The organism is Achromobacter veterisilvae (assembly GCF_037619525.1).
Lineage (GTDB): Bacteria > Pseudomonadota > Gammaproteobacteria > Burkholderiales > Burkholderiaceae_B > Achromobacter > Achromobacter veterisilvae.
In genome coordinates this window covers 1,406,515-1,432,518 of the sequence record NZ_CP148753.1, presented here as the reverse complement: position 1 = coordinate 1,432,518, position 26,004 = coordinate 1,406,515, and the positions used below count along the sequence as shown (strand labels likewise).

Genomic DNA, 26,004 nt, shown 5'->3' with positions numbered 1-26,004 from the left:
GGCCGGATTGTAGCCAGCGGGCCGCTCCCATCCCGCGTCAGCCTTACAATTCCCGGCTACCCCACCCAGGTTTTCATCATGCCTACACGCCGCATCATTCTTTCCGGGCTTGCGCTCGACGCCCGCATCGGCATTCTCGAACACGAGCGCCGCGCCACCCAGCCCCTGCATGTCGACGCCGAATTCGACGTGGACATCCAGCGCACGGTCGACGACCACGATATCCACAGCGTGCTGGACTACCGCCGCCTGCGCGAGGCCATCGTGGAAGAATGCACGCAGGCCCACGTGAACCTGATCGAAACCCTGTCCGAGCAGGTCGCCGCGCGCCTGCTGGCCGACTTCCAGGAAATCCGCGCGCTGCGCCTGCGCATCAGCAAGCCCATGGCCTTTTCCGACTGTGCGGCGGTGGGCGTGGAAATCCAGATCACGCGCTGACCATGAACGATATCGCCACCCCCGACGTGCAATTCCGCACGCCCGCCGACGCAAAGGCCCGCCACGAAGGCAACAAGCTGACCAAGCGGCTTGCCCGCGAAACCACCCGCGCCCTCTCCGACTACAACATGATCGAGGCCGGCGACCGCGTGATGGTGTGCCTGTCGGGCGGCAAGGATTCCTATGCGATGCTGGACATCCTGCTCCAGCTCCAGAAACGCGCGCCCTTCAAGTTCGAGCTGATCGCGGTCAACCTGGACCAGAAGCAGCCGGGCTTTCCCGACCATATCCTGCCCGAGTATCTGAAGACCCTGGGCGTGCCCTTCCACATCGAGACGCAGGACACGTATTCGATCGTCACCCGCGTGCTGGAAGAGGGCAAGACCATGTGCTCGCTCTGTTCGCGCCTGCGCCGGGGCATCCTGTACCGCGTGGCGTCCGAACTGGGGGCCACCAAGATCGCCCTGGGCCACCATCGCGACGACATCCTGGGCACCTTCTTCCTGAACCTGTTCTACGGCGGCAAGGCCAAGGGCATGCCGCCCAAGCTGGTGTCCGACGACGGCCGCCACACGGTGATCCGCCCCCTGGCCTACGTGCCGGAAACCGACCTGATCGCCTACGCGGAACTCAAGCAGTTCCCCATCATTCCGTGCAATCTCTGCGGCTCGCAGGAAAACCTGAAGCGCAAGGAAGTCGGCCGGATGATCAAGGAATGGGACAGGCAGCACCCGGGCCGGTCGTGGAACGTCTTCAACGCGCTGTCGCGCGTGGTGCCCTCGCACCTGATGGACCGCGACCTGTTCGACTTCGCGGGCCTGAAGCCCACCGGCGTGCCGGACGCCAACGGCGACACGGCGTTCGACGCCGTGGACCCGGAAGAGGATGGCGCCGAAGCCTGCGGCGACACGCCGCAAGCGCAGGAGCCGGACGCCATCGTCGAGAAGAAGGTGGTATTCACGCGCGGATCGTAGGATGGGTGGAGCGCGGCAGTTCCTAGGCAAGAACCCAGGTGCTCAACGCGCGAAACCCATGCGGCCGCAATCGCTTGTTTTCCGGCCGAGACCTGGCACAAACTGCCCACGGCCGCATGGGTTTCGCGCGCTGGGCCGTTGCGTTCTTGTGCCGAAATTCTCGCGCTCCACCCATCCTACGTGATCCAGGGTGTCTGACACCTGGGGAGCGGCTTACGCGTTCAGCACGCGTATCGGCTTGCCCGCGTGCCATGCCTTCACCGCTTCCAGCGCGTTCTGGTAGAACGCCTCGAAATTCTCGCGGCTGACGTAGCCCAGGTGCGGCGTGAGGATCACGTTGTCGAGGTCGCGCACGGAATCCGTGGGCGACAGCGGTTCTTCGGGGTAGACGTCCAGCCCCGCGCCCGCGATGCGGAACTTCACCAGCGCGTCCATCAGCGCTTCCTGGTCCACCAGGCCGGCGCGCGAGGTGTTGACCAGGTAGGCGGTCGGTTTCATCGCGGCCAGGGCGGCGGCATCGACCACGTGGCGGCTGCGGTCGGAAAGAATCAGGTGCAGGCTGATGACGTCGGACGTGGAGAAAAGCTCGTGCTTGTCCACCCGCTTCACGCCCGCGGCCTCGGCGCGCTCGTCCGTGAGGTTGGGGCTCCAGGCCACCGCGTCCATGCCGAAGGCCAGGCCCACTTTCGCCACCGCGGTGCCCAGCTTGCCCAGGCCCAGCACGCCCAGGCGCTTGCCCGCCAGCGGTTCGGGCATGGCCGTCTGCCACATGCCGCGGCGCATGGCCGCGTCTTCGGCGGGCAGGTGCTTGAACAGGCCCAGGATATGCGCCCAGGCCAGTTCGGCCGTGGCGGTGTTGGCGTCGGCGCTGCCGGGCGCGCCGCAGACGACGATGCCCTGTTCGGCGCAGGCCTGCATGTCGATGGCGTTGTTGCGCATGCCCGTCGTGATCAGCAGCCGCAGCCTGGGCAGCGCCCGGATGCGCTCCGCGGGGAACGGGGTGCGTTCGCGCATGGCCACGATCACGTCGAAGTCCTCGAGCGAGGCCTCGACCTGTTCGGGCGGAATGAAATTGTTGAAGATCCGAACCTCGGCGTCACCGCCCAGCGAGGTCCAATCCGCATAGCGCCGGGCTACGTCGTGGTAATCGTCGAGTATTGCGATTTTCAAGTGTTGTCTCCGGGTGGCGTGGCGCCTGCCGCGCCAGCCTCCCGGCCGGCGCGCATCGCGCCGGTCAGTTCAAGCGGGCTTTGATTTGCTCCAGGGGCAGCGCGCCGCTGGTGCGCGAGCCGTCTGCGAAAAACAGGGTGGGCGTGCCGCGCACCATCAATTCCTGGCCCAGGGCCAGGAGCTTGTCCTGGGGCACGTCGCAATCGGCGGTGGCGGGCTTGCGGCCGCGCAGCATCCAGTCGTCCCAGGCGGCGCCCGGGTCCTTGGCGCACCACACGTCGCGCACCTTCACTTTCGAGTCGGGCGACAGGATGGGATAGAGGAAGGTGTAGACGGTCAGGTTGTCCACGTCTTCGAGCGTCTTGCGCAACTGCTTGCAGTAGCCGCAATTGGGGTCTTCGAAAATCGCCACCTTGCGCGAACCGTCGCCCTTGACCTGCTTGATCGCCAGGTCCAGCGGCAATTGGTCGAACGTCACGGCGCTCAGCCGTTCCTGCGATTCCCGGGTCACGTCGCGGCGCGTCATGGCGTCGATCAGCGGACCTTCCATGACCCACGTGACTTTTTCGTCCGTGTAGATCATGTCCATGCCCAGTTGCACTTCGAACAGGCCATAGGGCGTGCGGCGCACCGCCGTGACGTCCATGCCGGTGAAACGCTGCTTGAAGCGATCCTTGACGGCGTCCGCCACGGGATCCGCCGGCGCCACCTGCGTCGTGGAATAGCTCTTGGCGCCCTTGGCGGGCTGCCCCGGGGATTGCGTGGAGACGGCCTTGCCGTCCTGCGCCATCGCGCCGGCGGACACAGCCAGGAAACCGGCCGCCAGGATGGCGGATATGCGGAAATTCATCAGTACTCCTGTACTCGTCTATCGTGTTCTTCCGGGCAAGCGTAACCGATCCGCGCGAAGGCGCCCCCGCGCCGGCGCAAGCCAGGACCGCCTGAAGGTCAGACGCCCGCCGGCGCCCAAGGTTCCGCCGGGCGGCCCTCACCCGGGCGGCCCTGACCCGGGCGGCCCTAACCCGGGCGGCCCGTCAGTTGGTCGAGGCGCCGGCGATCAGGCGGCGCTTGATGAGCGGCGCGCGCTCCACCCACTGCATGCCGGCGTTGCGCAGCCAGACCAGCGGCGTGGCCCGGGAGGCGAACAGCTTGTGCAGGCCGTCGGTCGCCAGGCGCATGGCCAGCACCGGTTCGGCCCGCGCGCGCTGATAGCGGTGCAGGACCCGCAGGTCGCCCGCCTCGCGGTAGGGTTCGCGGCCGGCGACCGTGCGCGCCAGGGCCTCGACGTCGCCCAGGCCCAGGTTCAGGCCCTGCCCCGCCAGCGGGTGCAGGCGGTGCGCCGCGTCGCCCGCCAGCGCGATGCCGGGCGCCACCATCTGGGCGCGTTCCAGGGTCAGGGGGAAACCGTGGAGCTTGCTGCGGACCTTCAGGGCCCCCAGCCGGCCTTCGGCGGCGTCGGCCAGCAGCGCTTCCAGGCGCGCGGCCTGCTCGTCGGACGGCAGCGCCAGCAGGGCCTGGGCCCGCTCGCTGCGCATGGACCAGACCATGGAGACCTGCGGGCCGTCCGAGGTGTCGGGCAGCGGCAGCAGGGCCAGCACGCCGTCGTCGCGGAACCATTGGAAGGCCGTGCCCTGGTGCGGACGCTCGGCATCCAGGTGCACCACCAGGCCCGTGTCGTCGTAGGACCGGGATTCGTGTTTCAGCCCGGCCGCCGTGCGCAGTGGCGAGGCCGCGCCGTCGGCGCCCACGAACAGTTCCGCCTGGATGCGGGCGCCGCTTTCGGTCTCGACGGCGCCGCTCTGGTATCCCGTGCAGCGGTCTTCCAGCCAGGGAATCCCGAACATGCGGACCGCCTGGATCAGCACGCGCTCGATTTCGCCGGACTCGACGATCCAGGCCAGTTGCGGCAGCGCCGCCTGCCAGGCGTTGAGGTTCACCTGCCCGTCGGCGTCGCCGTGGATCTCCATGGCGCCGACCGGCATCAGCCGGGAGGCGGGCATGGCGTCCCAGACGCCCAGTTCGGCCAGGAAGCGCTGGCTGGCGGGAGAAATGGCGTAGACGCGCGGATGGTAGCGGTCGGGGTCGGCCGCCGGCACGCTGGCGCGCGGCGCCAGCACGGCGACGCGCTGCCCGCGGCGGGCCAGCGCCAGGGCGGTGGACAGGCCGACGATGCCGGCCCCGCAAACGACGATCTGATGGCTCATCTTGCTGACGGCTCCCCTGCCTGCTTGGGCCACAGCACCCACATCTGGCCGCGCTGCTTCATGCGGCCCGCCTGCTGCCCGGCGTCGTCGCCGTAGCCCCAATAGAAGTCGGCGCGCGCCGCGCCGCGGATGGCGGTGCCGGTGTCCTGCGCGAACACCAGGCGCTGCAGCGGCCGGTCGGACGCCGGATAGGTGGTGGCCAGGAAGACCGGCGCGCCCAGCGGCACGAAGGTCGCGTCCACCGCCACCGAGCGCATCGGCGCCAGCGGAATGGAATAGGCCCCCTTCGGCCCCTGTTCGGGGTCGATCACGGGTTCTTCGCGGAAGAACACGACGGCCGGATTGGCATTGAGCATTTCCTGCACGCGCTTGGGATTGCGCTGCGCCCAGGCCCGGATATTCTGCATCGACGCCTGGTCGGCGGACAGTTCCCCGCGGTCGATCAGCCAGCGCCCGATCGACACGTAGGGCTGCCCGTTGTGGTCGGCGTAGGCCACGCGGATGGTCTTGCCGGAATCGGGGCCGTCGGTGAGCTGCACCCGGCCCGACCCCTGCACCTGCAGGAAGAAGTTGTCCACGGGGTCGTCCACCCACACCACCACGGGCGGGCGGCGGCCGGACGATTCGATGGCCGCGCGCGTGTCGTAGGGCACGACGCGCTTGCCGTCCAGCTTGCCGCGCACGCGCTTGCCCGCCAGGTCCGGATACACCGCCCCCAGGTCGATCGTCAGCAGGTCGGCGGGCACGGCGTACAGCGGCCATTGGTAGCTGCCGCCCTGGCGGCGCGACCCGCGCACCAGCGGCTCGTAGTAGCCGGTAACGGTATTGCTCGCCGGCTTGCCGTCGGCGGCGTTCAGGCGCCAGGGCTGGAGGTAGGTCTGCAGAAAGCGGCGCACGCCCTCGCTGTCTCCGGCGGCGGGCGCGCGGGACGGATCCACCGCGGCCGCGCAGACCGGCTGCCAGGCCCGCGGCGTGGCGCGCGCGGGCGCGGCCAGGTTGCCGGAAGTGGGCCGCATCAGGCCGCGGCAGTTGCGCAGGAAAAGGGGCCAGAACCGCGACAGGTCATCGCTGCTCCAGCCGGGCATTTCGGCCCAGGTCCCGGGCTTGAACTTGCCCGCCAGGGCGCGCGCCGGGGTATCGGGCAGCGCCGACAGCGGCGGCACCACCAGCGGGCCGTCGGCGGTGGGCAGGCGTCCGGCGGGCGTTCCGGGCGCGCCGGATTCGGGGGGGATGTCGGAGGGCGTGGAGCATGCCGCCAGCAATACCGACAGCACGGTCAGACTGAGAATGCGCTTCATGAGCTGAGGAAAAACGTACGACGGGGGCCGGGCCATTCAGTGCAGGGTGCGCGGCATGGCCAGGACGAATTCGGAGATCGGCACTTCGAACGGAATGCCGTTCTCGCCGACGCAGTGATAGGTGCCGCGCATCGTTCCCACGGGCGTGGGCAGGGGACAGCCGCTGGTGTATTCGAAGGTCTCGCCGGGCGCCAGCAGGGGCTGCTGCCCCACGATGCCCAGCCCGCGCACTTCCTGGACGCGCTGGTTGCCGTCGGTGATGATCCAGTGGCGGCTGATCACCTGGGCGGGATGCTCGCCCGTATTGGTGATGCGGACGGTATAGGCGAACACGAACTGCTGTTCGCCGGGATCGGACTGTTCGGGCACGAAGCGCGGAGAGACGGAGACGCTCAGGTCGTAAGGTTTCACAGTCCTTCCCTGTGTGGCACGAGCGGGCCGCCGCACCGGGCCATTCCCGATACCGCGGCTCAAGCTGCAATAATGGCACATTATGCCCTCACCCACTCCGAACATCATGTCTACCCAATCGGCCTCCACCCGCATCACCCCCAGCATCCTGTCGGCTGACTTTGCCCGCCTGGGCGAGGAAGTCCGCAACGTCGTCGCCGCGGGCGCCGACTGGATCCACGTGGACGTGATGGACAACCACTATGTCCCCAACCTGACGATCGGCCCGATGGTATGCGCGGCGATCCGTCCCCACGTATCGGTGCCCATCGACGTGCACCTGATGGTCGAGCCGGTGGACGACCTGGTCCCGATGTTCGCCAAGGCCGGCGCCGACTACATCAGCTTCCACCCGGACGCCAGCCGCCACGTGGACCGCACGCTGTCGCTGATCCGCGAAAACGGCTGTAAGGCCGGCCTGGTGTTCAATCCCGCCACCCCGCTGTCGTACCTGGACTACGTGATGGACAAGATCGACCTGGTCCTGATCATGTCGGTGAACCCGGGCTTCGGCGGCCAGAGCTTCATCCCCGCCGCCCTGACCAAGCTGCGCGAGGCGCGCGCCCGGATCGACGCCTGGACTCAGGCCGGCGGCCAGGAAATCGCCTTGCAGGTCGATGGCGGCGTCAAAATCGACAACATCGCCGAAATCCGCCGCGCGGGCGCCGACACCTTCGTGGCCGGCTCCGCCATCTTCGGCAAGCCGGACTACGCCGGCATCATCAAGTCCATGCGCGAGCAGATCGCCATCGGCGAAACCACCGCCATCTAAAGACCGGGAACCGACATGACCGCTTTTCGCGCCGCGCTGCTGGACCTGGACGGCACCCTCCTCGACTCCATCCCCGACCTGGCCTTCGCCGCCAACGCCATGCGCGTGGAACTGGGCATGTCCCCGCTGCGCGAGGACGTGGTGGCCACTTTCGTGGGCAAGGGCGTGGACAACCTGGTCCGCCGCAGCCTGGCGGGCAGCCTGGACGGCGCCGACCCCGAGCCCGCCGCGTTCGAGCGCGCCCGCGTGGCGTTCTACCGGCACTACCACCTGGCCAACGGCGAAAAGGCAATGGTGTACCCCGGCGTCATCGACGGCCTGAAGCAACTGCGCGACCAGGGCCTGAAACTGGCCGTCGTCACCAACAAGCCCACCGAGTTCACGCTGCCGCTGCTGCAACGCACGGGCCTGGCGGGCTTTTTCGAGGCCGTGGTCTGCGGCGACACCTGCGCGCGCCGCAAGCCGGATCCCGACCAGGTGCTGCATGCCTGCGAACTGCTCGGCGTGTCCGTGCAGGAAACCGTCACTATCGGCGATTCGCTCAATGACGCCCAGGCCGGCCGCAGCGCCGGCACGCAGGTCCTGGTGGTGCCTTATGGCTACAACGAAGGAAGGGACGTGCGCGAGCTGGACGTCGATGGTATAGTTGACACGCTAGTCGACGCCGCCCAGTGGGTCGCGCTCTGGAATCAAACCCGGAATGCGGCAAAAACCGGCTCTTGAACGCCCCTGAAGGCTTGCTGGCAGGCTTATCGCGAATTCCATACCGTACGAATACAGCTCAATGAACGTTTCCATCCAGAACCAAATGCTCGGCGCCTCGTGGCGCTGGTGGCGTTTGTCTTCCGGGTGGCGATGATCCCTCCCGGCCCTGGACGCGTATGCCGCCTAGTGCCGTAGCTGTGTAACCACAGAGCCAAGCCCGGAACCAGTAACCTGGACCGGGCTTTTTGCTGTATGCCTGGTCCGATAGCAAATCAATCGCTTACGAGACCCGACATGACCGAAATCGAATTCAAGGCCCTTGCCGCGGAAGGCTACAACCGCATCCCGCTGGTCGCCGAAACCTACGCCGACCTGGACACCCCTCTCGGCATCTACCTGAAGCTGGCGCACGCCGGCCCGCTGGCCGGCCGCATGACCTGCCTGATGGAATCGGTGGTGGGCGGCGAGCGCTTCGGCCGCTATTCGTTCATCGGCCTGCCGGCCCGCACGGTGATCCGCGCCAGCGGCACCCGCACCGAGGTCCTGCACGACGGCAAGGTCGCCGAAACCCATGACGGCGACCCGCTGGCCTTCATCGAGCAATACCAAAGCCGCTTCAAGGTCGCCCTGCGCCCCGGCATGCCGCGCTTCTGCGGCGGCCTGGCCGGCTACTTCGGCTACGACACGGTGCGCCACATCGAGCCCTGCCTGGGCCCCGCGGTCAAGCCGTTCCCCGCCGGCATGGAAGGCGGCACGCCGGACCTGATGCTGATGCACGTGGACGAACTGGTCATCGTGGACAACCTGGCCGGGCGCATCTACCTGATGGTCTACGCCGACCCCAGCCAGCCCGAAGCCTACAGCCGCGCCCAACAGCGCCTGCACGACCTGCGCGCCCGCCTGCGGCGCCCGGTGGAAATCCCCTACAGCCACGCCAGCATGCAGACCGACGAGCGGCGCGACTTCAAGAAGGAAGACTATCTGGCCGCGGTGCGACGGGCCAAGGAACACATCGCCGCCGGCGACCTGATGCAGGTGCAGATCGGCCAGGTCATCGCCAAGCCCTTCCGCGACTCCCCCCTCTCCCTCTACCGCGCCCTGCGGTCCCTCAATCCCTCCCCCTATATGTACTTCTGGAACTTCGGCGACTTCCAGGTCGTGGGCGCGTCGCCCGAGATCCTGGTGCGCCAGGAGCGCGTGGTGGACAACGGCGAGCCGAAATCGCAGATCACGATCCGCCCGCTGGCCGGCACCCGCAAGCGCGGCGCCACGCCCGAAGAGGACGCCGCCCTGGCGGCCGAACTGAAGGCCGATCCCAAGGAAGTGGCCGAGCACGTGATGCTGATCGACCTGGCGCGCAACGACGTGGGCCGCGTGGCCGAGGTGGGTTCGGTCAAGGTCAGCGACACCATGGTCATCGAACGCTATTCGCACGTGATGCACCTGGTATCCAACGTGACGGGCAACCTGAACCCCGGCATGAGCAGCATGGACGTGCTGCGCGCGTCCTTCCCCGCCGGCACCCTGACCGGCGCCCCCAAGGTCGAGGCCATGAAGATCATCGACGAGCTGGAGCCCGTGCGCCGCGGCATCTACGGCGGCGCGGCCGGCTACCTCTCCTATGGCGGCGAAATGGACGTGGCCATCGCCATCCGCACCGGCGTCATCAAGGACGGCACGCTGTACGTGCAGGCCGCCGCCGGCATCGTGGCGGATTCCAGCCCCGAAGCCGAATGGGCCGAAACGGAAGCCAAGGCCCGCGCGGTGCTGCGCGCGGCCGAACAGGTGCAGCACGGCCTGGACGAACCCATCTGATCCCGGCCCCGCCTGAACCGACTACCGCCCGCACGGAGAAAACAATGCTGTTGATGATCGACAATTACGACTCTTTTACCTACAACCTGGTCCAGTACTTCGGCGAACTGGGCGAAGACGTGCGCGTGGCGCGCAACGACCAGATCACGCTGGAAGACATCTCCGCCCTGAATCCGGACCGCATCTGCGTGTCGCCCGGCCCCTGCTCTCCCGCCGAGGCGGGCATTTCGGTGCCCGTCATCCAGGCCTTCGCGGGCAAGAAGCCCATCCTGGGCGTGTGCCTGGGCCACCAGGCCATCGGCGCCGCCTATGGCGGCGACATCGTGCGCGCGCAGCAGATCATGCATGGCAAGACCGTCCGGATCTCGCACACGGGCACCGACATCTTCGCCGGCCTGCCCACCCCGTACACGGCCATCCGTTACAACTCGCTGACCATAGACCCGGCCACCCTGCCCGACTGCCTGGCGGTGACGGCGACGGCCCCGGACGGCGACATCATGGGCGTGGCCCACAAGACCCTGCCGCTGTACGGAGTACAGTTCCATCCCGAATCCGTGCTCAGCGAGCATGGCCATGCCCTGCTGCGCAATTTCCTGAACCTCGCCTAAGAAGGAAGCACCGTGACGATTTCCTCCACCGAAGCGCTGACGCGCTGCATTGAACACCGCGAAATTTTCCACGACGAAATGCTGCACCTGATGCGCATGCTGATGCGCGGCGAGATGTCGCCGCAGATCGCAAGCGCCCTGCTGATGGGCCTGCGCGTTAAGAAGGAAACCATCGGCGAAATCACGGCGGCCGCGCAGGTCATGCGCGAATTCGCCACGCCGGTGGCTACCCCCAATCCCGAAGACCTGCTGGACATGTGCGGCACCGGCGGCGACGGCAGCCATACCTTCAACATTTCCACCACCGCCATGTTCGTGGCGGCGGCGGCCGGCGTGCCCATCGCCAAGCACGGCAACCGCAGCGCCTCGTCCTCCAGCGGCAGCGCCGACGTGCTGGAAGCCCTAGGGGCCAACCTCGTGCTCGCGCCCGAGGAAGTGGCCGAATGCATCCAGGCGACCGGCATCGGCTTCATGTTCGCGCCCGCCCACCATGGCGCCATGAAGAACGTGGCCGCCATCCGCAAGGAGCTGGCCGTCCGGACGATCTTCAACATCCTGGGGCCCCTGACCAACCCGGCCGGCGCCGCCAACCAGTTGATGGGCGTCTTCCACCCGGACCTGGTCGGCATCCAGGTCCGCGTGCTGGAACGCCTGGGCTCGCGCCACGTGCTGGTCGTGCACGGCAAGGACGGCATGGACGAAGCCTCGCTGGGCGGCGCCACCATGGTCGGGGAACTCAAGGACGGCAAAATCCTCGAATATGAAATCCATCCCGAGGACTACGGGCTATCCATGATGTCCAACCGGGGCATCAAGGTGTCCAATCGCGAACAATCGCGCGAGCTTGTCATCGAGGCGCTGGAGAATGTCGAGGGCACGGCCCGCGACATTGTCGCGCTCAATGCCGGGCTTGCGATCTATGCCGGCAATAAAGCCGATTCCATTCCCGCTGCCTTAGCGCTAGCATTCGAACTGATTTCCACCGGCGCGGCGCGAGCCAAGCTGGAAGAATTCTGCGCATATACCCGGAAATTCCAGAAATGAACGATATTCTTGCGAAGATCCTCGCCGTCAAGGTCGAGGAAGTCGCCGCCGCCCGCCAGATGCGCAGCGAAGCCGAAGTCCTGCGCGAAGCGCAGGCGCGGCAGGACGTCCGCGGCTTCGCCCAGTCCATCGAAGACAAGATCTCCCAGGGCAAGGCCGGCGTCATCGCCGAAATCAAGAAAGCCTCGCCCTCCAAGGGCGTGCTGCGCGACACCTTCAACCCCGCCGAGATCGCGGCCTCCTACGCGGTGCACGGGGCGGCCTGCCTGTCCGTGCTGACCGACGTGCAGTTCTTCCAGGGCTCGCACGACCACCTGCGCCAGGCCCGCGCGGCCTGCTCGCTGCCGGTCCTGCGCAAGGACTTCGTGATCGATCCCTACCAGATCATCGCCGCGCGCGCGATGGGCGCGGACTGCGTGCTGCTGATCGTGGCCGCGCTCACCCCCGCCCAATTGCGCGACATGGAAACGCTGGCGATGGAGCTGGGCATGGACGTGCTGGTGGAAGTGCACGACGCCAAGGAACTGGACATCGCGCTGGAAATGAAGACGCCCCTGCTGGGCATCAACAACCGCAACCTGCGCACGTTCGAGACCAGCCTCTCGAACACGCTGGACCTCCTGCCGCGCATCCCCGCGGGCAAGCGCGTCGTGACCGAAAGCGGCATCCTCACGCCGGAAGACGTGAAACTGATGCGCAGCCACAAGGTCGACGCCTTCCTGGTGGGCGAGGCCTTCATGCGCGCCAAGGACCCGGGCGCGGAACTCGCGCGCCTGGTCGGCTGACCCCGCCCCTTACCGCGTGCGCGGCGGGGCAAGCGCCGCGGCGCGCCGGTACAGGGTGCTGCGGTGCACGCCCAGGGCCCGCGCCGCGCGGCTGACGTTGCCGCCGTGCGCGGCCAGGGCGTCGCGGATCGCCGAGTCCGCCATTACCTTGAGATCCGCCGGATCGCCCCTGTCCGCGGGCGGCGGGCCGGCTTGCGCGCCGCGGATATCCGCGGGCAGCATGGCGGCGTCGACCCTGCCCGCCGGCCCGGCCAGCACGTGCAGCGTGCGCAGCACCGCCACCATCTGCCGGTAGTTGCCGGGCCACGGGTAGGCAAGCAGGATGGCTTCGATGTCCGGCGGCAGGAGCGGCCCCGCGCCATGCGCCGCCCACAGGCCGCGCAGGAGTTCTAGGCGGTCCGCGCGCGCGCGCAGCGGCTCCAGCGTCACGGTGTATTCGGCGATCCGGAAATACAGGTCGGGCCGCACCGGCGCGTCGGGCCCTTCGTGCGCCAGCGGGCGGTGCGTGGCGCATACCAGCGCGAAATCCACCGGCACCGGCCGCGCCGCGCCCAGCGGCGATACCTCGCGCGTCTGTAGCACGCGCAGCAGCCGCGATTGCAGTATCAGCGGCATGTCGCCGATTTCGTCCAGGAACAGCACGCCGCCGTGCGCCTGCCGCAGCAGGCCTTTGCTGCCCTGGCGGCGCGCGCCGGTGAACGCGCCGTCTTCGTAGCCGAACAATTCGGATTCGATCAGGCTTTCCGGCAGCGCCGCGCAGTTCACCGCCACGAACGGCCCCGCCGCCCGCCTGCCGCGCGCATGCAGTTGCCGCGCGAACACTTCCTTGCCCACGCCGGTTTCGCCTTGCAGGAGGATGGACACGCCCGCGTCCGACAGGTGCACGGCGCGCGCCAGCGCGCCCAGGGTCTCGGCGTCGAAATTCGGCCCGGCGGGGCGCGCGGCATCGGCGGGCGGCAAGGCCGGCAGGGCCGGCGCCTGGCGGGCGCGGGAGCGCGGCCAGCGCAGGCGCGCGTGGTACACCGCGCCTGAACGCGCCTGCACCCGGCCCGCCGCGTCGGGGCAGCGCTCGATATCGCCGTCGAAAACATCCGCGTAGCGGTACACGCCCAAGGCGGTCGGCGCCAGGCCCAGCGCCTGCAAGGCGCAGCGGTTGGCGCCGACCAGCAGGTCGCCCTCGAAGGCCAGCAGCCCCTCGCCCGGCAGGCCCAGGCCGGAATGATGGGCGTGCAGCCGCAGTACGGCCTGCTGTTCGTAGGCCTGCTCGAACAGGCGGTGCTCGATCAGGTCCACTGCCGCGCGCACCAGTTCAAGCACATCGGGCCGCAGCTCGCGCGCCTGGCTGGACAGGTCCAGCACGCCCAGCGTGCGGCCCTCGCCGTCGGAGATGGGGACCGCCGCGCAGGTCAGGATGCGGTTCGGTTCGAAATAGTGTTCCGCGCCATGGACCGCGATGGGCCGGCCTTCCACCAGCGCGGTGCCGATGGCGTTGGTGCCCGCCGCGGCCTCGTCCCAGGGCGCGCCGGGCATGAGCGCGACGCGCGAGGCGCGCTGGGCGAATTCGATGTCGCCGCCGCTGTCCAGCACCAGCCCCTGAGCGTCGGACAGGATCACCAGGCTGCCGCTGCCGCCGGCCTGGCCGCGCAGCAGGGACATGGCGGGTTCGGACATCCGGCGCAGCGCCTCGTTGCGCTGCTGCGCTTCGCGCAGTTCGCCCTGCGTCATGAGTTCGGCGCGGCGCACGCCGCGCATGTCGAAGCCCAGGTCGGCGCAGCGCCGCCACGATCGCAGGATGGGCTCGGCGACCATGCCGCCGGGCACGGCGCCCTGCTGGTTGAACAGCAGGCGCGCTTGCGTCAGCGCGTGCTGACGGGAATGAGTGGCCATGCTTGTCTCCTTGGACAGGCATTCTGCGACACCTGTTCCGCGACACTGTCGCAAAACGCGACGGGGGGCCTCACCTGGAGTTCCCACGCCGCGCCCGCTGCGCGGGCTTGCTGGGCCCAAAGGGGCCGGCCCTCGAAGGGCACTGCTGCGCATCGTCCGCTTTGAAAGTCTACTTTCGCATGCAGGAAGCGGGCTGTCCAGGGGAGAACGCGGTCTGGCACGTTCCTTGCTTGATACAGGACAGGCAGCCGACTGCCGCATTCCCACAATACCGGAGACAAGCATGGACATCGCTACCCGCGTTACCCCCGACACCTATGGCACGCGCCTGGACCTCAAGACCCAGTACGACAATTTCATCGACGGCAAGTGGCAGAAGCCGGCGGACGGCGAATACTTCGACAACGTCACCCCGGTCACGGGCCAGACCCTGACCCGCAACGCCCGCTCCAAGGAGCGCGACATCGAGCTGGCGCTGGACGCCGCGCATCGCGCCGCCCCCAAATGGGGCGCCACGCCGGCCGCCGAGCGCGCCCGCATGCTGATGCAGATCGCCGACGTCATGGAAGCGAACCTCGAGCGCCTGGCCACGGCCGAAACCTGGGACAACGGCAAGCCGATACGCGAGGCCCGCGCCGCCGACATCCCGCTGGCGATCGACCACTTCCGCTACTTCGCCTCGTGCATCCGCAGCCAGGAAGGCGGCCTATCCGAGATCGACCATGACACCGTGGCCTACCACTTCAACGAGCCGCTGGGCGTCGTGGGCCAGATCATCCCCTGGAACTTCCCCATCCTGATGGCGGCATGGAAGCTGGCGCCCGCGCTGGCCGCCGGCAATTGCGTGGTGCTCAAGCCCGCCGAACAGACGCCGCTGGGCATCCTGCTACTGATGGAGCTGATCGGCGACATCCTGCCCCCGGGCGTGGTGAACGTGGTCACCGGCTTCGGCCTGGAAGCCGGCAAGCCGCTGGCCTCCAGCAAGCGCATCGCCAAGATCGCCTTCACGGGCGAAACCACCACCGGGCGCCTGATCATGCAGTACGCCTCGCAGAACATCATCCCCGTCACCCTGGAACTGGGCGGGAAATCGCCCAACATCTTCTTCGCCGACGTGGCCGCGCAGGACGACGACTTCCTGGACAAGGCCGTCGAAGGCTTCGTCATGTTCGCGCTGAACCAGGGCGAAGTCTGCACCTGCCCCAGCCGCGCGCTGATCCAGGAATCCCTGTACGACAAGTTCATGGAACGCGCCTTGAAGCGCGTGGCCGAGATCAAGCAGGGCAATCCGCTGGACGCCGACACCATGCTGGGCGCGCAGGCGTCGACCGAGCAACTGGAGAAGATCCTGTCGTACCTGGACATCGGCAAGCAGGAAGGCGCCGACGTGCTGGCCGGCGGCGCGCGCGCGCAGATGCAGGGCGCGCTGGAAGGCGGCTACTACGTGCAGCCCACGGTTTTCAAGGGACACAACAAGATGCGCGTGTTCCAGGAGGAAATCTTCGGCCCGGTGGTGGCGGTGACGACCTTCAAGGACGCCGACGACGCGCTGGCCCTGGCCAACGATACGCTCTACGGCCTGGGCGCCGGCGTGTGGTCGCGCGACGCGAACACGTGCTATCGCATGGGACGCGCGATCAAGGCCGGCCGCGTGTGGACCAACTGCTACCACGCCTATCCGGCGCACGCGGCGTTCGGCGGCTACAAGCAATCCGGTATCGGACGCGAGAACCACAAGATGATGCTCAACCACTACCAGCAGACGAAGAACCTGCTGGTGAGCTACTCGCCGAAGAAGCTGGGTTTCTTCTGATCCCCGACCAGCGGGCGCGCCGGGCCTTCCGGCCTGGCGCGCCCGAGAGGACGACATCATGGCAGAGCACACCCCGCGCGTGGTCGCGACCGACGACGCGCGCCAACTGATCGATACCCTGCGGACCAAGCATGGCCCACTGATGTTCCACCAGTCGGGCGGATGCTGCGACGGCAGTTCGCCCATGTGCTATCCGCAGGGGGAATTCATGGTGGGCGGCTCGGACGTGCTGCTGGGCGACCTGGAAGGCTGCCCGTTCTACATGGGCGAGGACCAGTTCGCCTACTGGGAACACACCCAGCTCATCATCGACGCCGTCCCCGGCCGCGGCGGCGCCTTTTCGCTGGACAGCGCCGAGGGCAAGCGCTTCCTGCTGCGCTCGCGGCTGTATTCGGATGAGGAATGGGCGGGGGTGGCGCCGGTGACGCGGGGCGGTTAGCGGTCCTTATGTGTCAGACACCCGGGGAAGTCCGTTCGATGCGCCGCGCCGGCGCGTTGGGGTGTCAGACACGGCTTCTGCGACTTGCCCGGGCGGCTCGTGGGGTGTCAGACACTGCGGGCGTTCGGCCTGTTCCCACTGGAACGATACGCGCCGGATGCGGGCGGCGCGGAATTGCGTGAACGAACGGCCGCCCGGCATGGGCGCGCCGCGATAGGCACTGCTGGCGTTCTTCATTTCTTGAAGGTGCGTTGGCGAAAAAACCTGCGTGGCGCCCGTGCTCAGGCGCGGGCCGCGGACTGCGGCCGCGAATGGGCGGACGCCGGCCGGCGCGTCCAGTCGAGCGCGTCTTCCAGGCGGTCGTTGCCCCAGAACATCTCGCCGTCCACGAAGAAGGTGGGCGCGCCGAACAGGCCCAGGTTGCGCGCGCGGTCGACCCGGCGGCGCAGCGCTTCCTTGGCGGCCTCGGACTTGCCGCGGGCGATCAGGCCGTCCGCGTCGAGCGACAGATCCGTCAGCAGCTCGTGCACGACGTCTTCGGCCTGGATGTCCAGGTCGTGCTGGAAATTGGCGCGGAAAACCGCCAGGCAGAAATCGCGGCCCCAGGGCTCGTCCTGGCCCAGCAGGGCGATGCGCGCGGGCAGTACGCTCATGCGCGGAAACAGGCGCGGCCGGTTGTAGACCACGCCGTATTTTTCGGCAAGGCGGGCGATGTCCCGCATCATGTAGGCGCCTTTTCCGGGAAAAAGCCGGAACGGCGTGTCGTTCCAGCCCTGCGCCTGGAAGATCGGCCCCAGCAGGAAGGGACGCAGGTCGACCCGGACGCCGGCGTCCCGCGCCAGGGCGTCGATGCGCTCGATGGCCAGATAGCTGTACGGGCTGGCGAAATCGAACCACATCTCGATGCGGGGCGTATCGGGCGGGGACGCGGTCATCACGAACTCCGGAAGGGCCTAGGAAATTAGCGCGACCTGCGCATCCGGCAGGCCGCTGAGAACGACGTCGCGATCGCTGCCGACGGTGACGGAATCACCGGCTTGGAGCACGCTGTCATCGTAGCGGCGGTATTCGGATACCCACAAGGTGCCGGCGTGGCACACGATGCGGAGGCCCGATGCCCGCTTCAGCAGCATAGTCGACCCGCCGGCCAAACGGAATGACATTCCCGCAGCGCAACATACCTGGATCATGGCGTTCCTCCCGGGCGGCGGCGATCGCGGCGGATCGCCGGGCTGCCGCCCATAGACCCGTCGTCTGGGTTCTATTGAACGCCCTCGGAGTACTATTGCTCAAGCGACATTTCCGTCCGATACGCATGAGTTTCACGAATGTCATACCCACTGGCCAAACTCCCGCCGCTCGATCTGGTCCGAGGCTTCGTGGCCGTGGGCCGCCGCATGAGCATCACGCTGGCGGCGCAGGACCTGCACGTGACCCAGTCGGCCGTGAGCCGCCAGATCCGGGCGCTGGAAGCCCACCTGGGCGTGCCTCTGCTGCTGCGGGGCTTCCGCAGCGTGTCGTTCACCTCCGAAGGCGCGCAGTTGTTCCGCATGGCCGACGTCTGGCTGAGCCAACTGGGCGACCTGACCGAACAACTGCGGGCGCCGGAGCGGCGCACCCCCGTGACCATCACGACGACCATCGGCGTGGCCTCGCTCTGGCTGCTGCCCCGCCTGGGCGATTTCCAGGAGGCCCATCCGCACATCGACGTGCGCGTAGCCGCCGACAACCGGCTCATCGACATCGACCGCGAGAACGTGGACATCGCGATCCGCTACAGCCTGCGCGACGGCGTGCCGGACAGCGCCGCCTGGCTCTTCGGCGAATCGGTGGTGCCGGTGGCGCACCCTTCCCTCGGGGCGCGCGGACTGGATGCGCGCGAACTGCAACGCCACGTGCTGCTGGAATTCGACGACCCCACGCGGCCGTGGCTGCAATGGCAGGAATGGCTGAACGCGCGCGGCCTGGGCCGGATCCCGGCCAAGGGCATGCTGCGCTTCAACCAGTACGACCAGATCGTGCACGCGGCGCTGGCGGGCCATGGCATCGCGCTGGGACGGCTGGCGCTGATCGCGCCGATGCTGGCGGACAAGCGCCTGGAGGCCCTGGGCGGGCAGGCCGCCCACGCCACCGAACTGGCCTACTGGCTGGTGCGCAATGCGCGCCGCAGCACGCCGGACGCGGACGTCGTCACGCAATGGCTGATGGAACAGGCCGCGGCGACCGCGCGCGACCTGACCTCGTAGCTCACTCCACGCGCACCACGGGCTCGCCAGCCGTCATTTCGCCGATGACGGCCGCCTGGTCGAACCCCTGCCCGCGGAACAGGTCCAGCACGGCCTCGGCCGTCTCCGGCGCGCAGGACACCAGCAGGCCGCCGGAAGTCTGGGGATCGGTCAGCAGGGCGCGCTGCGTGTCGGTGACCGCGTCGCCCAGGCGGATGGATTCGCCGTAGGACGCCCAGTTGCGGCCGGAGGCGCCGGTGATGACGCCGTCCGCCGCGTAGGCCTGCACGCCCGGCAGCCAGGGCAGGGACGCCAGCCGCAGGCGCGCGGTCAGTTTCGCGCCGCGCGCCATTTCCAGCGCGTGGCCCAGCAGGCCGAAGCCGGTCACGTCGGTGACCGCGTGCACGCCGTCCAGCGCGGCCAGCGCCGGCCCCGGACGGTTCAGGCGGGTGGTCGTGGCTATCATCACGCGGTAGCCGGCGTCGTCCAGCCGGTTCTTCTTCAGCGCCGCCGACAGGATGCCCACGCCCAGGCCCTTGCCCAGGATCAGCACGTCGCCCGCGCGCGCATCGGCGTTGCGCTTCACGCGGGCCGGATGCACCAGGCCCATCGCCGCGAGACCGTAGATGGGTTCGACGGAATCGATGCTGTGGCCGCCCGCCACCGGGATGCCGGCATCCTCGCACACCGATTCGCCGCCGCGCAGGATGTCCGCGATGACGCTGTGCGGCAGCACGTTGATCGGCATGCCGACGATCGCCAGCGCCATGATCGGGGTGCCGCCCATCGCGTACACGTCCGACAGCGCGTTCGTCGCCGCGATGCGGCCGAAGTCGAACGGGTCGTCCACGATGGGCATGAAGAAGTCGGTGGTGGCGATGAGCGCCTGCTCGTCGTTGAGCCGGTACACCGCCGCGTCGTCGGCGGTCTCGGTGCCGACCATCAGGTTGGGATAGCTGGCCGCCGGGCCGAAACGCGCCAGCAGCGCCGACAGCACGCCCGGCGCGATCTTGCAGCCGCAGCCCCCGCCATGGGAAAGCGAAGTCAACCGCGGCACCGCCGCGCTGGCAACATCCTGGGTCATCTCGATCTCCATTCGTCAGCGGAAAAGGATAGCACCGCCGGCGGGATTCGCCCTATGATGGTCTGGCAGAACGCAGCAACGGACGGCCGCCCGTCGCCGGGCGCACCGACAGCCAATCTTCACCGTGAGTGAGGGCTACATGGATCGCCGACACTTTCTCCGTTTCTCGGGCGCCCTGTGCGCGGCCAGCGCATTGCCCCAGGCCGCGCGCGCCGCGCAAGCGCCCGTCAGCGCCGGATGGCGCGCCTTCGAACTGACCACCTATATCAGCGTGAAGGATCAAGGCGCCCATACGCGCATCTGGATCCCGGTCCCCTATGCCACCGACACCCCCTACCAGCGCGGGGCGCAGACCGCCTGGCAGGTGGACGGCGGCGGCGCCGCCCGGTTGACGCAGGCCCCCGGCTACGGGGTCCAGATGCTGGCCGTGGAATGGCCGGACGCGCAGGCGCAGCGCGCGGTGACCGTGACCAGCCGCTTCCAGACCCGCAACCGGCGCGTGGACCTGACGCAGCCGCCGCCCGCGGACGCCGAGCGCGAAAGCCCCGCCGCCCTGCGGGAATACCTCAAGCCCACCACGCTGCTGCCCACCGACGGCATCGTCAAGACCACCGCGGACCGCATCACGCGCGGCCACCAGGGCGACCTGGCGCGCGCCCGCGCCCTCTACGACTGGGTCGTCGAAAATACCTGTCGGACCGCCTCCACCCGGGGCTGCGGCGTGGGCGACGTGCGGTACATGCTGACCGCCAACGACCTGAACGGCAAGTGCGCCGACATCAATTCGCTGTTCGTCGCGCTGGCGCGCGCCTCGGGCATCCCCGCGCGCGATGCCTACGGGCTGCGCGTCGCCGATTCGGAACTCGGCTACAAGAGCCTGGGCAAGGCCGGCGACGTCACCAAGGCGCAGCACTGCCGCGCCGAGTTCTACGCCGCGGGCTACGGCTGGATCCCCGTCGATCCCGCCGACGTGCGCAAGGTCATGCTGGAAGAACCCCCCGGGGAATTGCCGCTCACCGACGCCAAGGTCCGGGCCGCGCGCGTCATGCTGTTCGGCGCCTGGGAAATGAACTGGGTCGCGTACAACCACGGCCACGACGTCGTCCTGCCCGGCGCCTCCCACGGCCCCGTGCCCTTCCTGATGTACCCCAACGGGGAAACCGCCGACGGCCGCCTGGACAGCCTGGACCCCGACGGCTTCAGCTACCGGCTCACATCCAGGCCGCTTTCCGCCTGAGCCGGCCGCGGGGATCCGCCATGGTCAGCCGCCGCCAGCTTCTGCAATCCGGCCTGTCGCTGGCGGCCCTGCCCTGGCTTGCGCGCGCCGCCAGCGACAGCGCGCTCAAGACGGCCACCGGCCCGGACTGGGCCGCCTGGACCGCCCCGACGCCCCCGCTGGCCCTGCCCGACCTGTCGGGCCGCGAAAAGAAGCTCTCCGCCTGGCGCGGCAGCGTCGTCATCGTGAGTTTCTGGGCCACCTGGTGCGATCCCTGCCGCGATGAAATCCCCGTCATGTCCGCGATGGCCAAGCGCCACCGCGAACAGGGGCTGCGCCTGGTGGCGGTGAACGTGGGCGAATCGCTGGGCAAGATCAGCACCTTCCTGGCGAAGTGGCCGGTTGCGGGAACGGTGCTGCACGACCGGAACAGCGCCGCGTCCAAGCAATGGGAGGCGATCGGCCTGCCCGCCAACTACCTGGTGGACCGCGGCGGATCCGTGCGGTATTGGCACCTGGGGGAACTGGACTGGCAGTCGGACCGCGTGGGCGGCGTGGTGACGCGGATGCTGCGGGCGTAGCGCGCGGCGCAGGAAAGATGGCGGAAGGCAGCAGGAGTCGAACCTACCTGGGAGCGTCTGACGCCCCCAACTGGGTTTGAAGCCCAGCCGCGCCACCGGGCACGGATGCCTTCCGCGATGGCCCGCCTATGATACCGGCTGCCGCGCCGCTTGCGTCCCCCCATAGGCGCTATCGTGGCGCAGCACGTGCATGTCGCGCACGCGCCGCGTGTACCCGACGCGGTCGAAGAATTCCAGGATCTGGATCGCCCGCTTTCTTCCCAGCCCCGTGGCGTCGCGGAACACCGCCGCGTTCAGCCCCGCCGGCTGCGCGGCCAGGTCCGCCGCCAGCGCCGCCAGGGCGTCCACCTGGCCGCGGTGATAGAACAGGTCCTTCACGACCTGGCCCACGTCTCCGCGCCGCAGCAGCTTGCGCAGCAGTTGCCGCACGCGGTCTTCCGGCACGGCCAGCGTCCGGGCCAGGTCGCGCACCCAGGGCGGATCGAACGCCCCCGCGGCCAGCAGCGGCAGTATCCGCGCGGCCAGTTCCGATTCCTCGGGCCCCAGGGTCGCGGCATGGCCGGGCAGGTGCAGCCACGGGCCGTTGCGCACGATGCGGCCTTGCCGCTGGAGGTCGTCCAGCGCCGCCTGCCACAGCGCGTCCGGCCCGGCCGGCATCGCCATCCGGCGCAGGCGCGCGCCGTCGGGCCCGGGCTCGTCCGGCGCGCCCTGGTGGAAGGCCGCCAGCGCCTGTTCCATGCGTTCGCGCAGCGCGTCCCAATGGGCCGCCAGGATCAAGGTCTGCGGCGCCTGCTCGGTCCGCGCCTCGATCCACAGCGCGCCCTCGGGCGCCTGGATGTCCCGCACGGGCTGGCCCGTCAGGCGCTGCAAGGCCCCTTCGTCCAGCCCCAGCGCGGCATGCTCCAGCACGGGCCGCAGGCTGCCGCCATCCAGCATGTCCGACAGCGCTTGCAGCCATTGCAGGCGCGCGGCGGACCGGCGCTTGCGGTCGGGCGCGTTGGGGTCCAGCACCCGGCCGCCGCCGACCGTGCGCGTGGCCTGCGCGTTGCGCACGATGCAGCGGTCTCCCGGCATGGCGCAGACCGGCTCGTCGAACACCAATTGCACCCAGCCGGACTGCCCCGACGCGATCGACTCCGCGCTGAGCGGCACGGCGTGCGCCACGTGGCGCGCCGCGCCGATGTGCACGTGCAACGGCGACCAGGCGCGCACGGGCGCGTCCGCCGAGTCCAGCAGCGTCAGCGCCGCATCGACGTGGCGCGACGGCAGGAAACATCGCGCGTCCGCGATCCAGTCGCCGCGCGCGATGGCGCTCTTGTCGATGCCCGCCAGGTTCAGCGCGCAGCGCTGGCCGGCCGCGCCGGTCTCGCTGGGCTGGTTCTGCGCGTGGATGCCGCGCACCCGCACGCGCGTGCCAGCGGGCATCAGCAACAGCTCGGCCGCCTCGTCGCCCACGCGGGCCTCGCCCGCATGGGCCGTCCCCGTCACCACCGTGCCATGGCCCGCCAGCGTGAACACGCGGTCCACCGCCAGCCGGAACAGGCCCTGGCGGTTCCGCCGCGGCATGGCCTGCGCCTGCTCGTCCAGGTGGGCCTTCAGTTGCGCCGTGCCCGCGTCGCCGGGCCGCGACGCGCACACGCCGAACACGGGCGCGCCGTCCAGGAAGGTGCCCGCCGCCAGCGCCGCGATCTCCGCGCGCACCGCCGCCTGCCGCTCGCCGTCGGCGCGGTCGGTCTTGGTGAGCGCCACCGCGCCGCGCGCCACGCCCAGCAGGGCCAGGATGGCCAGGTGCTCGCGCGTCTGGGGCATGACGCCATCGTCCGCCGCCACGATCAGCAGGCCGAAGTCGATCCCGCTGGCGCCGGCCGCCATCGTGTGGACGAGTTTTTCGTGGCCGGGCACGTCGATAAAGCCCAGCACGTCGCCATTGGGCAGCGGCGTGTAGGCGTAGCCCAGCTCGATGGAAATGCCGCGCGCCTTCTCTTCCTTGAGCCTGTCGGTGTCCACGCCCGTCAGCGCGCGCACCAGCGTGGTCTTGCCGTGGTCGATGTGGCCGGCCGTGCCGACGATCATGCGAGCGGCTCCGTCAATTGCGCGGCGAAGTCCGCTTCGTGGGCCGCTTCCAGGCAGCGCAGGTCCAGCCACAGAGCGTCGTCGGCGATGCGGCCGATCACGGGCACGGGCAGGCCGCGCAGCCGGGCCTCCAGCTTGTCCAGGTGCCGTCCCGGACGCCCTTTTCCGGCGTAGCGCACCTCCAGGCCGTAGCTGGGCAACTGGTCCACCGGCAGGGCGCCGCTGCCGATCTGGCTGAACATCGGCACGGCCTCGACCGCGTAGTGGGGGCCCGCCGCGTGCGCCAGCGCGCCGCGCAGGCGCTCGGCCTGCGGCTGGATGTCGCGCTGCGGGCGCGTCAGCAGGCGCAGCGTGGTCAGCCGCTGGGCCAGGAACTCGGGCGCGCGGTACAGCCCCAGCACGGGCTCCAGCGCCGCCAGGGTCAGCTTGCCGACGCGCAGGGCGCGCTTGAGCGGGTTCTTCTTGATCTTGCGGATCAGGTCCGCGCGGCCCACCAGCAGCCCGGCCTGCGGGCCGCCCAGCAGCTTGTCGCCGCTGAACGTGACCAGGTCCGCGCCGGCCTCGATGGTTTCGCGCACGGTGTCTTCGCGGGGCAGGCCGAATTGCGTCAGGTCCACCAGCGTGCCGCTGCCCAGGTCCACCGTGGCGGGCAGGCCGCGCGCGTGCGCCATCGCGGCCACCTCGGCCACGCCCACGCTCTTGGTGAAGCCGGTCACGGCGTAATTGCTGCAATGCACCTTCATCAGCATGGCCGTGCGGGCGCCGATGGCGCTTTCGTAGTCGGCGGCGTGCGTGCGGTTGGTGGTGCCGACTTCGATCAGCTTGGCGCCGGCGCGCTTCATGATGTCCGGAATCCGGAAAGCGCCGCCGATCTCGACCAGTTCGCCGCGCGACACCACGACCTCGCGCCGGTCCGCCAGCGCGTTGAGCATCAGCAGCACGGCGGCGGCGTTATTGTTGACGACGGTGGCGGCTTCCGCGCCGGTCAGCTCGCACAGCAGTTCGTCGATGAGGTCGTCGCGGTCCCCGCGGCCGCCGGAGTCCAGGTCGAACTCCAGGTTGGCGGGCGAACTCAGGGCGCGCAGCACCGACGCCACCGCCTCGTCCGGCAGCAGCGCCCGGCCCAGGTTGGTGTGCAGCACCGTGCCGGTCAGGTTGTAGACGGCGCGCAGACGCGGCCGAGCCCGCCGGGCGAGTTCGCCCGCGACGCGCGCCGCGACCGCGGCCTCGTCCAGCTCGGCCTTCGGCAGCCCGCCGGCCAGGGCGCGCTCTCGCAGCGCGGCCAGGTCCTTGCGCAAGGCCGCCACCACCTGGCTGCGGCCGTGTTCCGCCAGCGCGGGCGCCAGGGCCTGGGCGTTCAGCAGGCGGTCGAGCGACGGGATATCGGAAACGGCGGCGCCGGGGCCGGACTTGGGCATGTCAGTCCTCCTCCGAGCCGTGCCACAGCAAGGGGTTGCCGCTGGCCCGCGAATAGCCGGCCTCGCCCACCAGCACGTCGAGCATCAGGCTGGCCAGGTCGTCGGCCACCGGCTCCACGTTCAGGTCCTTGTCCTGGTAGAAGATCTTGCGGTAGGTGTGGCAATGGTCGCAGGTCTCGGCCTTGATCGCTTCCGAACGCCCTTCGATGGCCTGGTACGCCACCGACTCCACGTCCTCGCAATGCGAGCATTTCACGCGCACCATGTGCCATTGCGTGGCGCACAGGCTGCAGCACAGGTAGCGGTAGCCCTCGAACTGGCCGCCCACGCGGACCACGCTGGCCACCGGCAGGCTGGCGCACACCGGGCATACGCCGAAGGGGCTGGCCACGGGCAGTTGTTTTTCGTCGAAGCGGCTGGCGAGGTCGGTCCAGTAGACTTGCAGCGCCGCCATCACGAAAGGCGCGGCCGCGCCGTCCACGCCCTGGTCCTGCTCGGCCAGCACGGCGTCGGCCAGGTCTTCGACCGATTCCGGATCGTCCGCCAGCGCGCGGCGCAGCGCGGCGCACACCTCGACGGCCTCGGCCGGGACGTCCTGGCCGCCGGCGACGTCATCCAGCAACTGCTCCAGGACCTTGCGCCACAGCGGATCGCGGGGCCAGCCCACCGCCTGCAGCGGCGGCATGCCGTGGGCCTGGGCCAGGGAAATGCGGTCTTCGGTGGCTTCAGGCGCGTGGCAGTGCGCCAGCGCGCGCTGCTGCGCGTCGACCAGCCGGGCCATCAGCAGGAGATAGTCGGCCACCGGACTGTCCGCGGCAAGCTGGCGCAGGCGCGCGGCGCGGACGGCGAACACGGACTCGCGCTCCGGCAGCTTGATCCGGGGGATGCTGTTGTGATCAAGCGCTTCGATCTCGCCGCGCGGAAGAATTCGCTGCAATTGCGTCTCCAGATAAACAAACACGGCTGCCACCCCCGGAAAAGGGGGAGGCAGCCGTGCGATGG

Annotated in this window: 25 protein-coding genes and 1 tRNA gene; 13 read left to right on the top strand and 13 right to left on the bottom strand. The window is 69.2% G+C overall.

The features are described 5' to 3' along the window. The first annotated feature begins 78 nt into the window (after positions 1-78). Together folB and ttcA are read left to right on the top strand one after the other, a co-directional pair. A complete protein-coding gene (folB, locus tag WHX56_RS06695) occupies positions 79-438 on the top strand; it encodes a dihydroneopterin aldolase (protein ID WP_129241447.1) in 360 nt (119 codons plus the stop codon). Positions 439-440: 2 nt separating this feature from the next. After that, complete coding sequence (ttcA, locus tag WHX56_RS06690; RefSeq protein WP_287756505.1) at positions 441-1,412, top strand: tRNA 2-thiocytidine(32) synthetase TtcA; 972 nt, start codon at positions 441-443, stop codon at positions 1,410-1,412. Positions 1,413-1,625: 213 nt separating this feature from the next. Here ttcA and WHX56_RS06685 read toward each other — a convergent pair whose 3' ends face one another. From WHX56_RS06685 to apaG, 5 genes are all read right to left on the bottom strand, one after another. Further along, on the bottom strand, positions 1,626-2,582 hold the full coding sequence (locus tag WHX56_RS06685) for a D-2-hydroxyacid dehydrogenase family protein (RefSeq protein ID WP_338880811.1): 957 nt from the start codon (positions 2,580-2,582) through the stop codon (positions 1,626-1,628). Between the two features lie 64 nt (positions 2,583-2,646). Then, positions 2,647-3,432 carry a DsbC family protein gene (locus WHX56_RS06680; RefSeq protein ID WP_129241444.1) on the bottom strand — a complete coding sequence of 262 codons (786 nt, stop codon included), beginning with the start codon at positions 3,430-3,432 and terminating at the stop codon, positions 2,647-2,649. 184 nt (positions 3,433-3,616) lie between these two features. Beyond that, entirely contained in the window at positions 3,617-4,786 is a 1,170-nt protein-coding gene (locus WHX56_RS06675) for a UbiH/UbiF family hydroxylase (protein ID WP_338880810.1), read from the bottom strand. Then, positions 4,783-6,084, bottom strand: coding sequence for a murein transglycosylase A (locus WHX56_RS06670; protein ID WP_338880809.1), 1,302 nt, complete (start codon positions 6,082-6,084; stop codon positions 4,783-4,785). Before WHX56_RS06670 ends, WHX56_RS06675 begins: the two co-directional genes overlap by 4 nt. A gap of 36 nt (positions 6,085-6,120) precedes the next feature. Next, positions 6,121-6,495, bottom strand: coding sequence for a Co2+/Mg2+ efflux protein ApaG (gene apaG, locus WHX56_RS06665; protein ID WP_039882644.1), 375 nt, complete (start codon positions 6,493-6,495; stop codon positions 6,121-6,123). 82 nt (positions 6,496-6,577) lie between these two features. Here apaG and rpe point away from each other — a divergent pair, with 82 nt between their 5' ends. From rpe to trpC, 6 genes are all read left to right on the top strand, one after another. After that, positions 6,578-7,306, top strand: coding sequence for a ribulose-phosphate 3-epimerase (rpe, locus tag WHX56_RS06660; protein WP_338880808.1), 729 nt, complete (start codon positions 6,578-6,580; stop codon positions 7,304-7,306). Positions 7,307-7,321: 15 nt separating this feature from the next. Then, the gene (locus WHX56_RS06655) at positions 7,322-8,029 is read left to right on the top strand and encodes a phosphoglycolate phosphatase (protein WP_338880807.1); all 708 of its coding nucleotides are present in this window, start codon (positions 7,322-7,324) and stop codon (positions 8,027-8,029) included. A gap of 276 nt (positions 8,030-8,305) precedes the next feature. Then, positions 8,306-9,826 carry an anthranilate synthase component I gene (trpE, locus tag WHX56_RS06650; RefSeq protein WP_129241439.1) on the top strand — a complete coding sequence of 507 codons (1,521 nt, stop codon included), beginning with the start codon at positions 8,306-8,308 and terminating at the stop codon, positions 9,824-9,826. 44 nt (positions 9,827-9,870) lie between these two features. Then, a complete protein-coding gene (locus tag WHX56_RS06645) occupies positions 9,871-10,437 on the top strand; it encodes an aminodeoxychorismate/anthranilate synthase component II (protein WP_338880806.1) in 567 nt (188 codons plus the stop codon). 12 nt (positions 10,438-10,449) lie between these two features. After that, the gene (gene trpD / locus WHX56_RS06640) at positions 10,450-11,481 is read left to right on the top strand and encodes an anthranilate phosphoribosyltransferase (protein ID WP_129241437.1); all 1,032 of its coding nucleotides are present in this window, start codon (positions 10,450-10,452) and stop codon (positions 11,479-11,481) included. After that, positions 11,478-12,266 carry an indole-3-glycerol phosphate synthase TrpC gene (gene trpC, locus WHX56_RS06635; RefSeq protein ID WP_129241436.1) on the top strand — a complete coding sequence of 263 codons (789 nt, stop codon included), beginning with the start codon at positions 11,478-11,480 and terminating at the stop codon, positions 12,264-12,266. The genes trpD and trpC overlap by 4 nt, the downstream gene beginning before the upstream one ends. 9 nt (positions 12,267-12,275) lie before the next feature. On the opposite strand, the gene WHX56_RS06630 is transcribed toward trpC, so the two are convergent. Continuing rightward, positions 12,276-14,153: a sigma-54-dependent Fis family transcriptional regulator gene (locus WHX56_RS06630; protein ID WP_338880805.1), complete on the bottom strand. Its 1,878-nt coding sequence runs from the start codon at positions 14,151-14,153 to the stop codon at positions 12,276-12,278. Between the two features lie 283 nt (positions 14,154-14,436). On the opposite strand from WHX56_RS06630, the gene adh reads away from it, so the two are divergent. Both adh and WHX56_RS06620 read left to right on the top strand, forming a co-directional pair. Further along, a complete protein-coding gene (adh, locus tag WHX56_RS06625) occupies positions 14,437-15,966 on the top strand; it encodes an aldehyde dehydrogenase (protein WP_129241434.1) in 1,530 nt (509 codons plus the stop codon). Positions 15,967-16,024: 58 nt separating this feature from the next. Continuing rightward, positions 16,025-16,405 (top strand): DUF779 domain-containing protein, encoded by a 381-nt coding sequence (locus WHX56_RS06620; RefSeq protein WP_287754783.1) that lies wholly within the window; start codon positions 16,025-16,027, stop codon positions 16,403-16,405. 281 nt (positions 16,406-16,686) lie between these two features. Here the strand turns inward: WHX56_RS06620 and WHX56_RS06615 are convergent, their stop codons facing one another. Both WHX56_RS06615 and WHX56_RS06610 read right to left on the bottom strand, forming a co-directional pair. Further along, on the bottom strand, positions 16,687-17,340 hold the full coding sequence (locus WHX56_RS06615) for a 2-hydroxychromene-2-carboxylate isomerase (RefSeq protein WP_129241431.1): 654 nt from the start codon (positions 17,338-17,340) through the stop codon (positions 16,687-16,689). A gap of 18 nt (positions 17,341-17,358) precedes the next feature. Beyond that, a complete protein-coding gene (locus tag WHX56_RS06610) occupies positions 17,359-17,568 on the bottom strand; it encodes a DUF2917 domain-containing protein (RefSeq protein WP_129241460.1) in 210 nt (69 codons plus the stop codon). A 165-nt stretch (positions 17,569-17,733) separates the two neighbouring features. Here WHX56_RS06610 and WHX56_RS06605 point away from each other — a divergent pair, with 165 nt between their 5' ends. After that, positions 17,734-18,651 carry a LysR substrate-binding domain-containing protein gene (locus tag WHX56_RS06605; protein WP_129241430.1) on the top strand — a complete coding sequence of 306 codons (918 nt, stop codon included), beginning with the start codon at positions 17,734-17,736 and terminating at the stop codon, positions 18,649-18,651. A 1-nt stretch (position 18,652) separates the two neighbouring features. Here the strand turns inward: WHX56_RS06605 and selD are convergent, their stop codons facing one another. Further along, positions 18,653-19,714 (bottom strand): selenide, water dikinase SelD, encoded by a 1,062-nt coding sequence (gene selD / locus WHX56_RS06600; RefSeq protein WP_338880804.1) that lies wholly within the window; start codon positions 19,712-19,714, stop codon positions 18,653-18,655. Positions 19,715-19,853: 139 nt separating this feature from the next. Here selD and WHX56_RS06595 point away from each other — a divergent pair, with 139 nt between their 5' ends. Together WHX56_RS06595 and WHX56_RS06590 are read left to right on the top strand one after the other, a co-directional pair. Beyond that, positions 19,854-20,951, top strand: coding sequence for a transglutaminase-like domain-containing protein (locus tag WHX56_RS06595; RefSeq protein ID WP_338880803.1), 1,098 nt, complete (start codon positions 19,854-19,856; stop codon positions 20,949-20,951). 20 nt (positions 20,952-20,971) lie between these two features. After that, positions 20,972-21,511 carry a TlpA disulfide reductase family protein gene (locus WHX56_RS06590; RefSeq protein ID WP_338880802.1) on the top strand — a complete coding sequence of 180 codons (540 nt, stop codon included), beginning with the start codon at positions 20,972-20,974 and terminating at the stop codon, positions 21,509-21,511. Between the two features lie 18 nt (positions 21,512-21,529). Here the strand turns inward: WHX56_RS06590 and WHX56_RS06585 are convergent. The 4 genes from WHX56_RS06585 to fdhE form a co-directional block, all read right to left on the bottom strand. Further along, a tRNA-Sec gene (locus WHX56_RS06585) sits at positions 21,530-21,625 on the bottom strand. Positions 21,626-21,637: 12 nt separating this feature from the next. Further along, positions 21,638-23,584 carry a selenocysteine-specific translation elongation factor gene (gene selB, locus WHX56_RS06580; protein WP_338880801.1) on the bottom strand — a complete coding sequence of 649 codons (1,947 nt, stop codon included), beginning with the start codon at positions 23,582-23,584 and terminating at the stop codon, positions 21,638-21,640. Continuing rightward, complete coding sequence (gene selA, locus WHX56_RS06575; RefSeq protein WP_338880800.1) at positions 23,581-25,002, bottom strand: L-seryl-tRNA(Sec) selenium transferase; 1,422 nt, start codon at positions 25,000-25,002, stop codon at positions 23,581-23,583. The genes selB and selA overlap by 4 nt, the downstream gene beginning before the upstream one ends. 1 nt (position 25,003) lies before the next feature. Next, positions 25,004-25,939, bottom strand: a complete 936-nt coding sequence (gene fdhE / locus WHX56_RS06570; protein ID WP_338880799.1) for a formate dehydrogenase accessory protein FdhE — start codon at positions 25,937-25,939, stop codon at positions 25,004-25,006. Positions 25,940-26,004 lie beyond the last annotated feature (65 nt).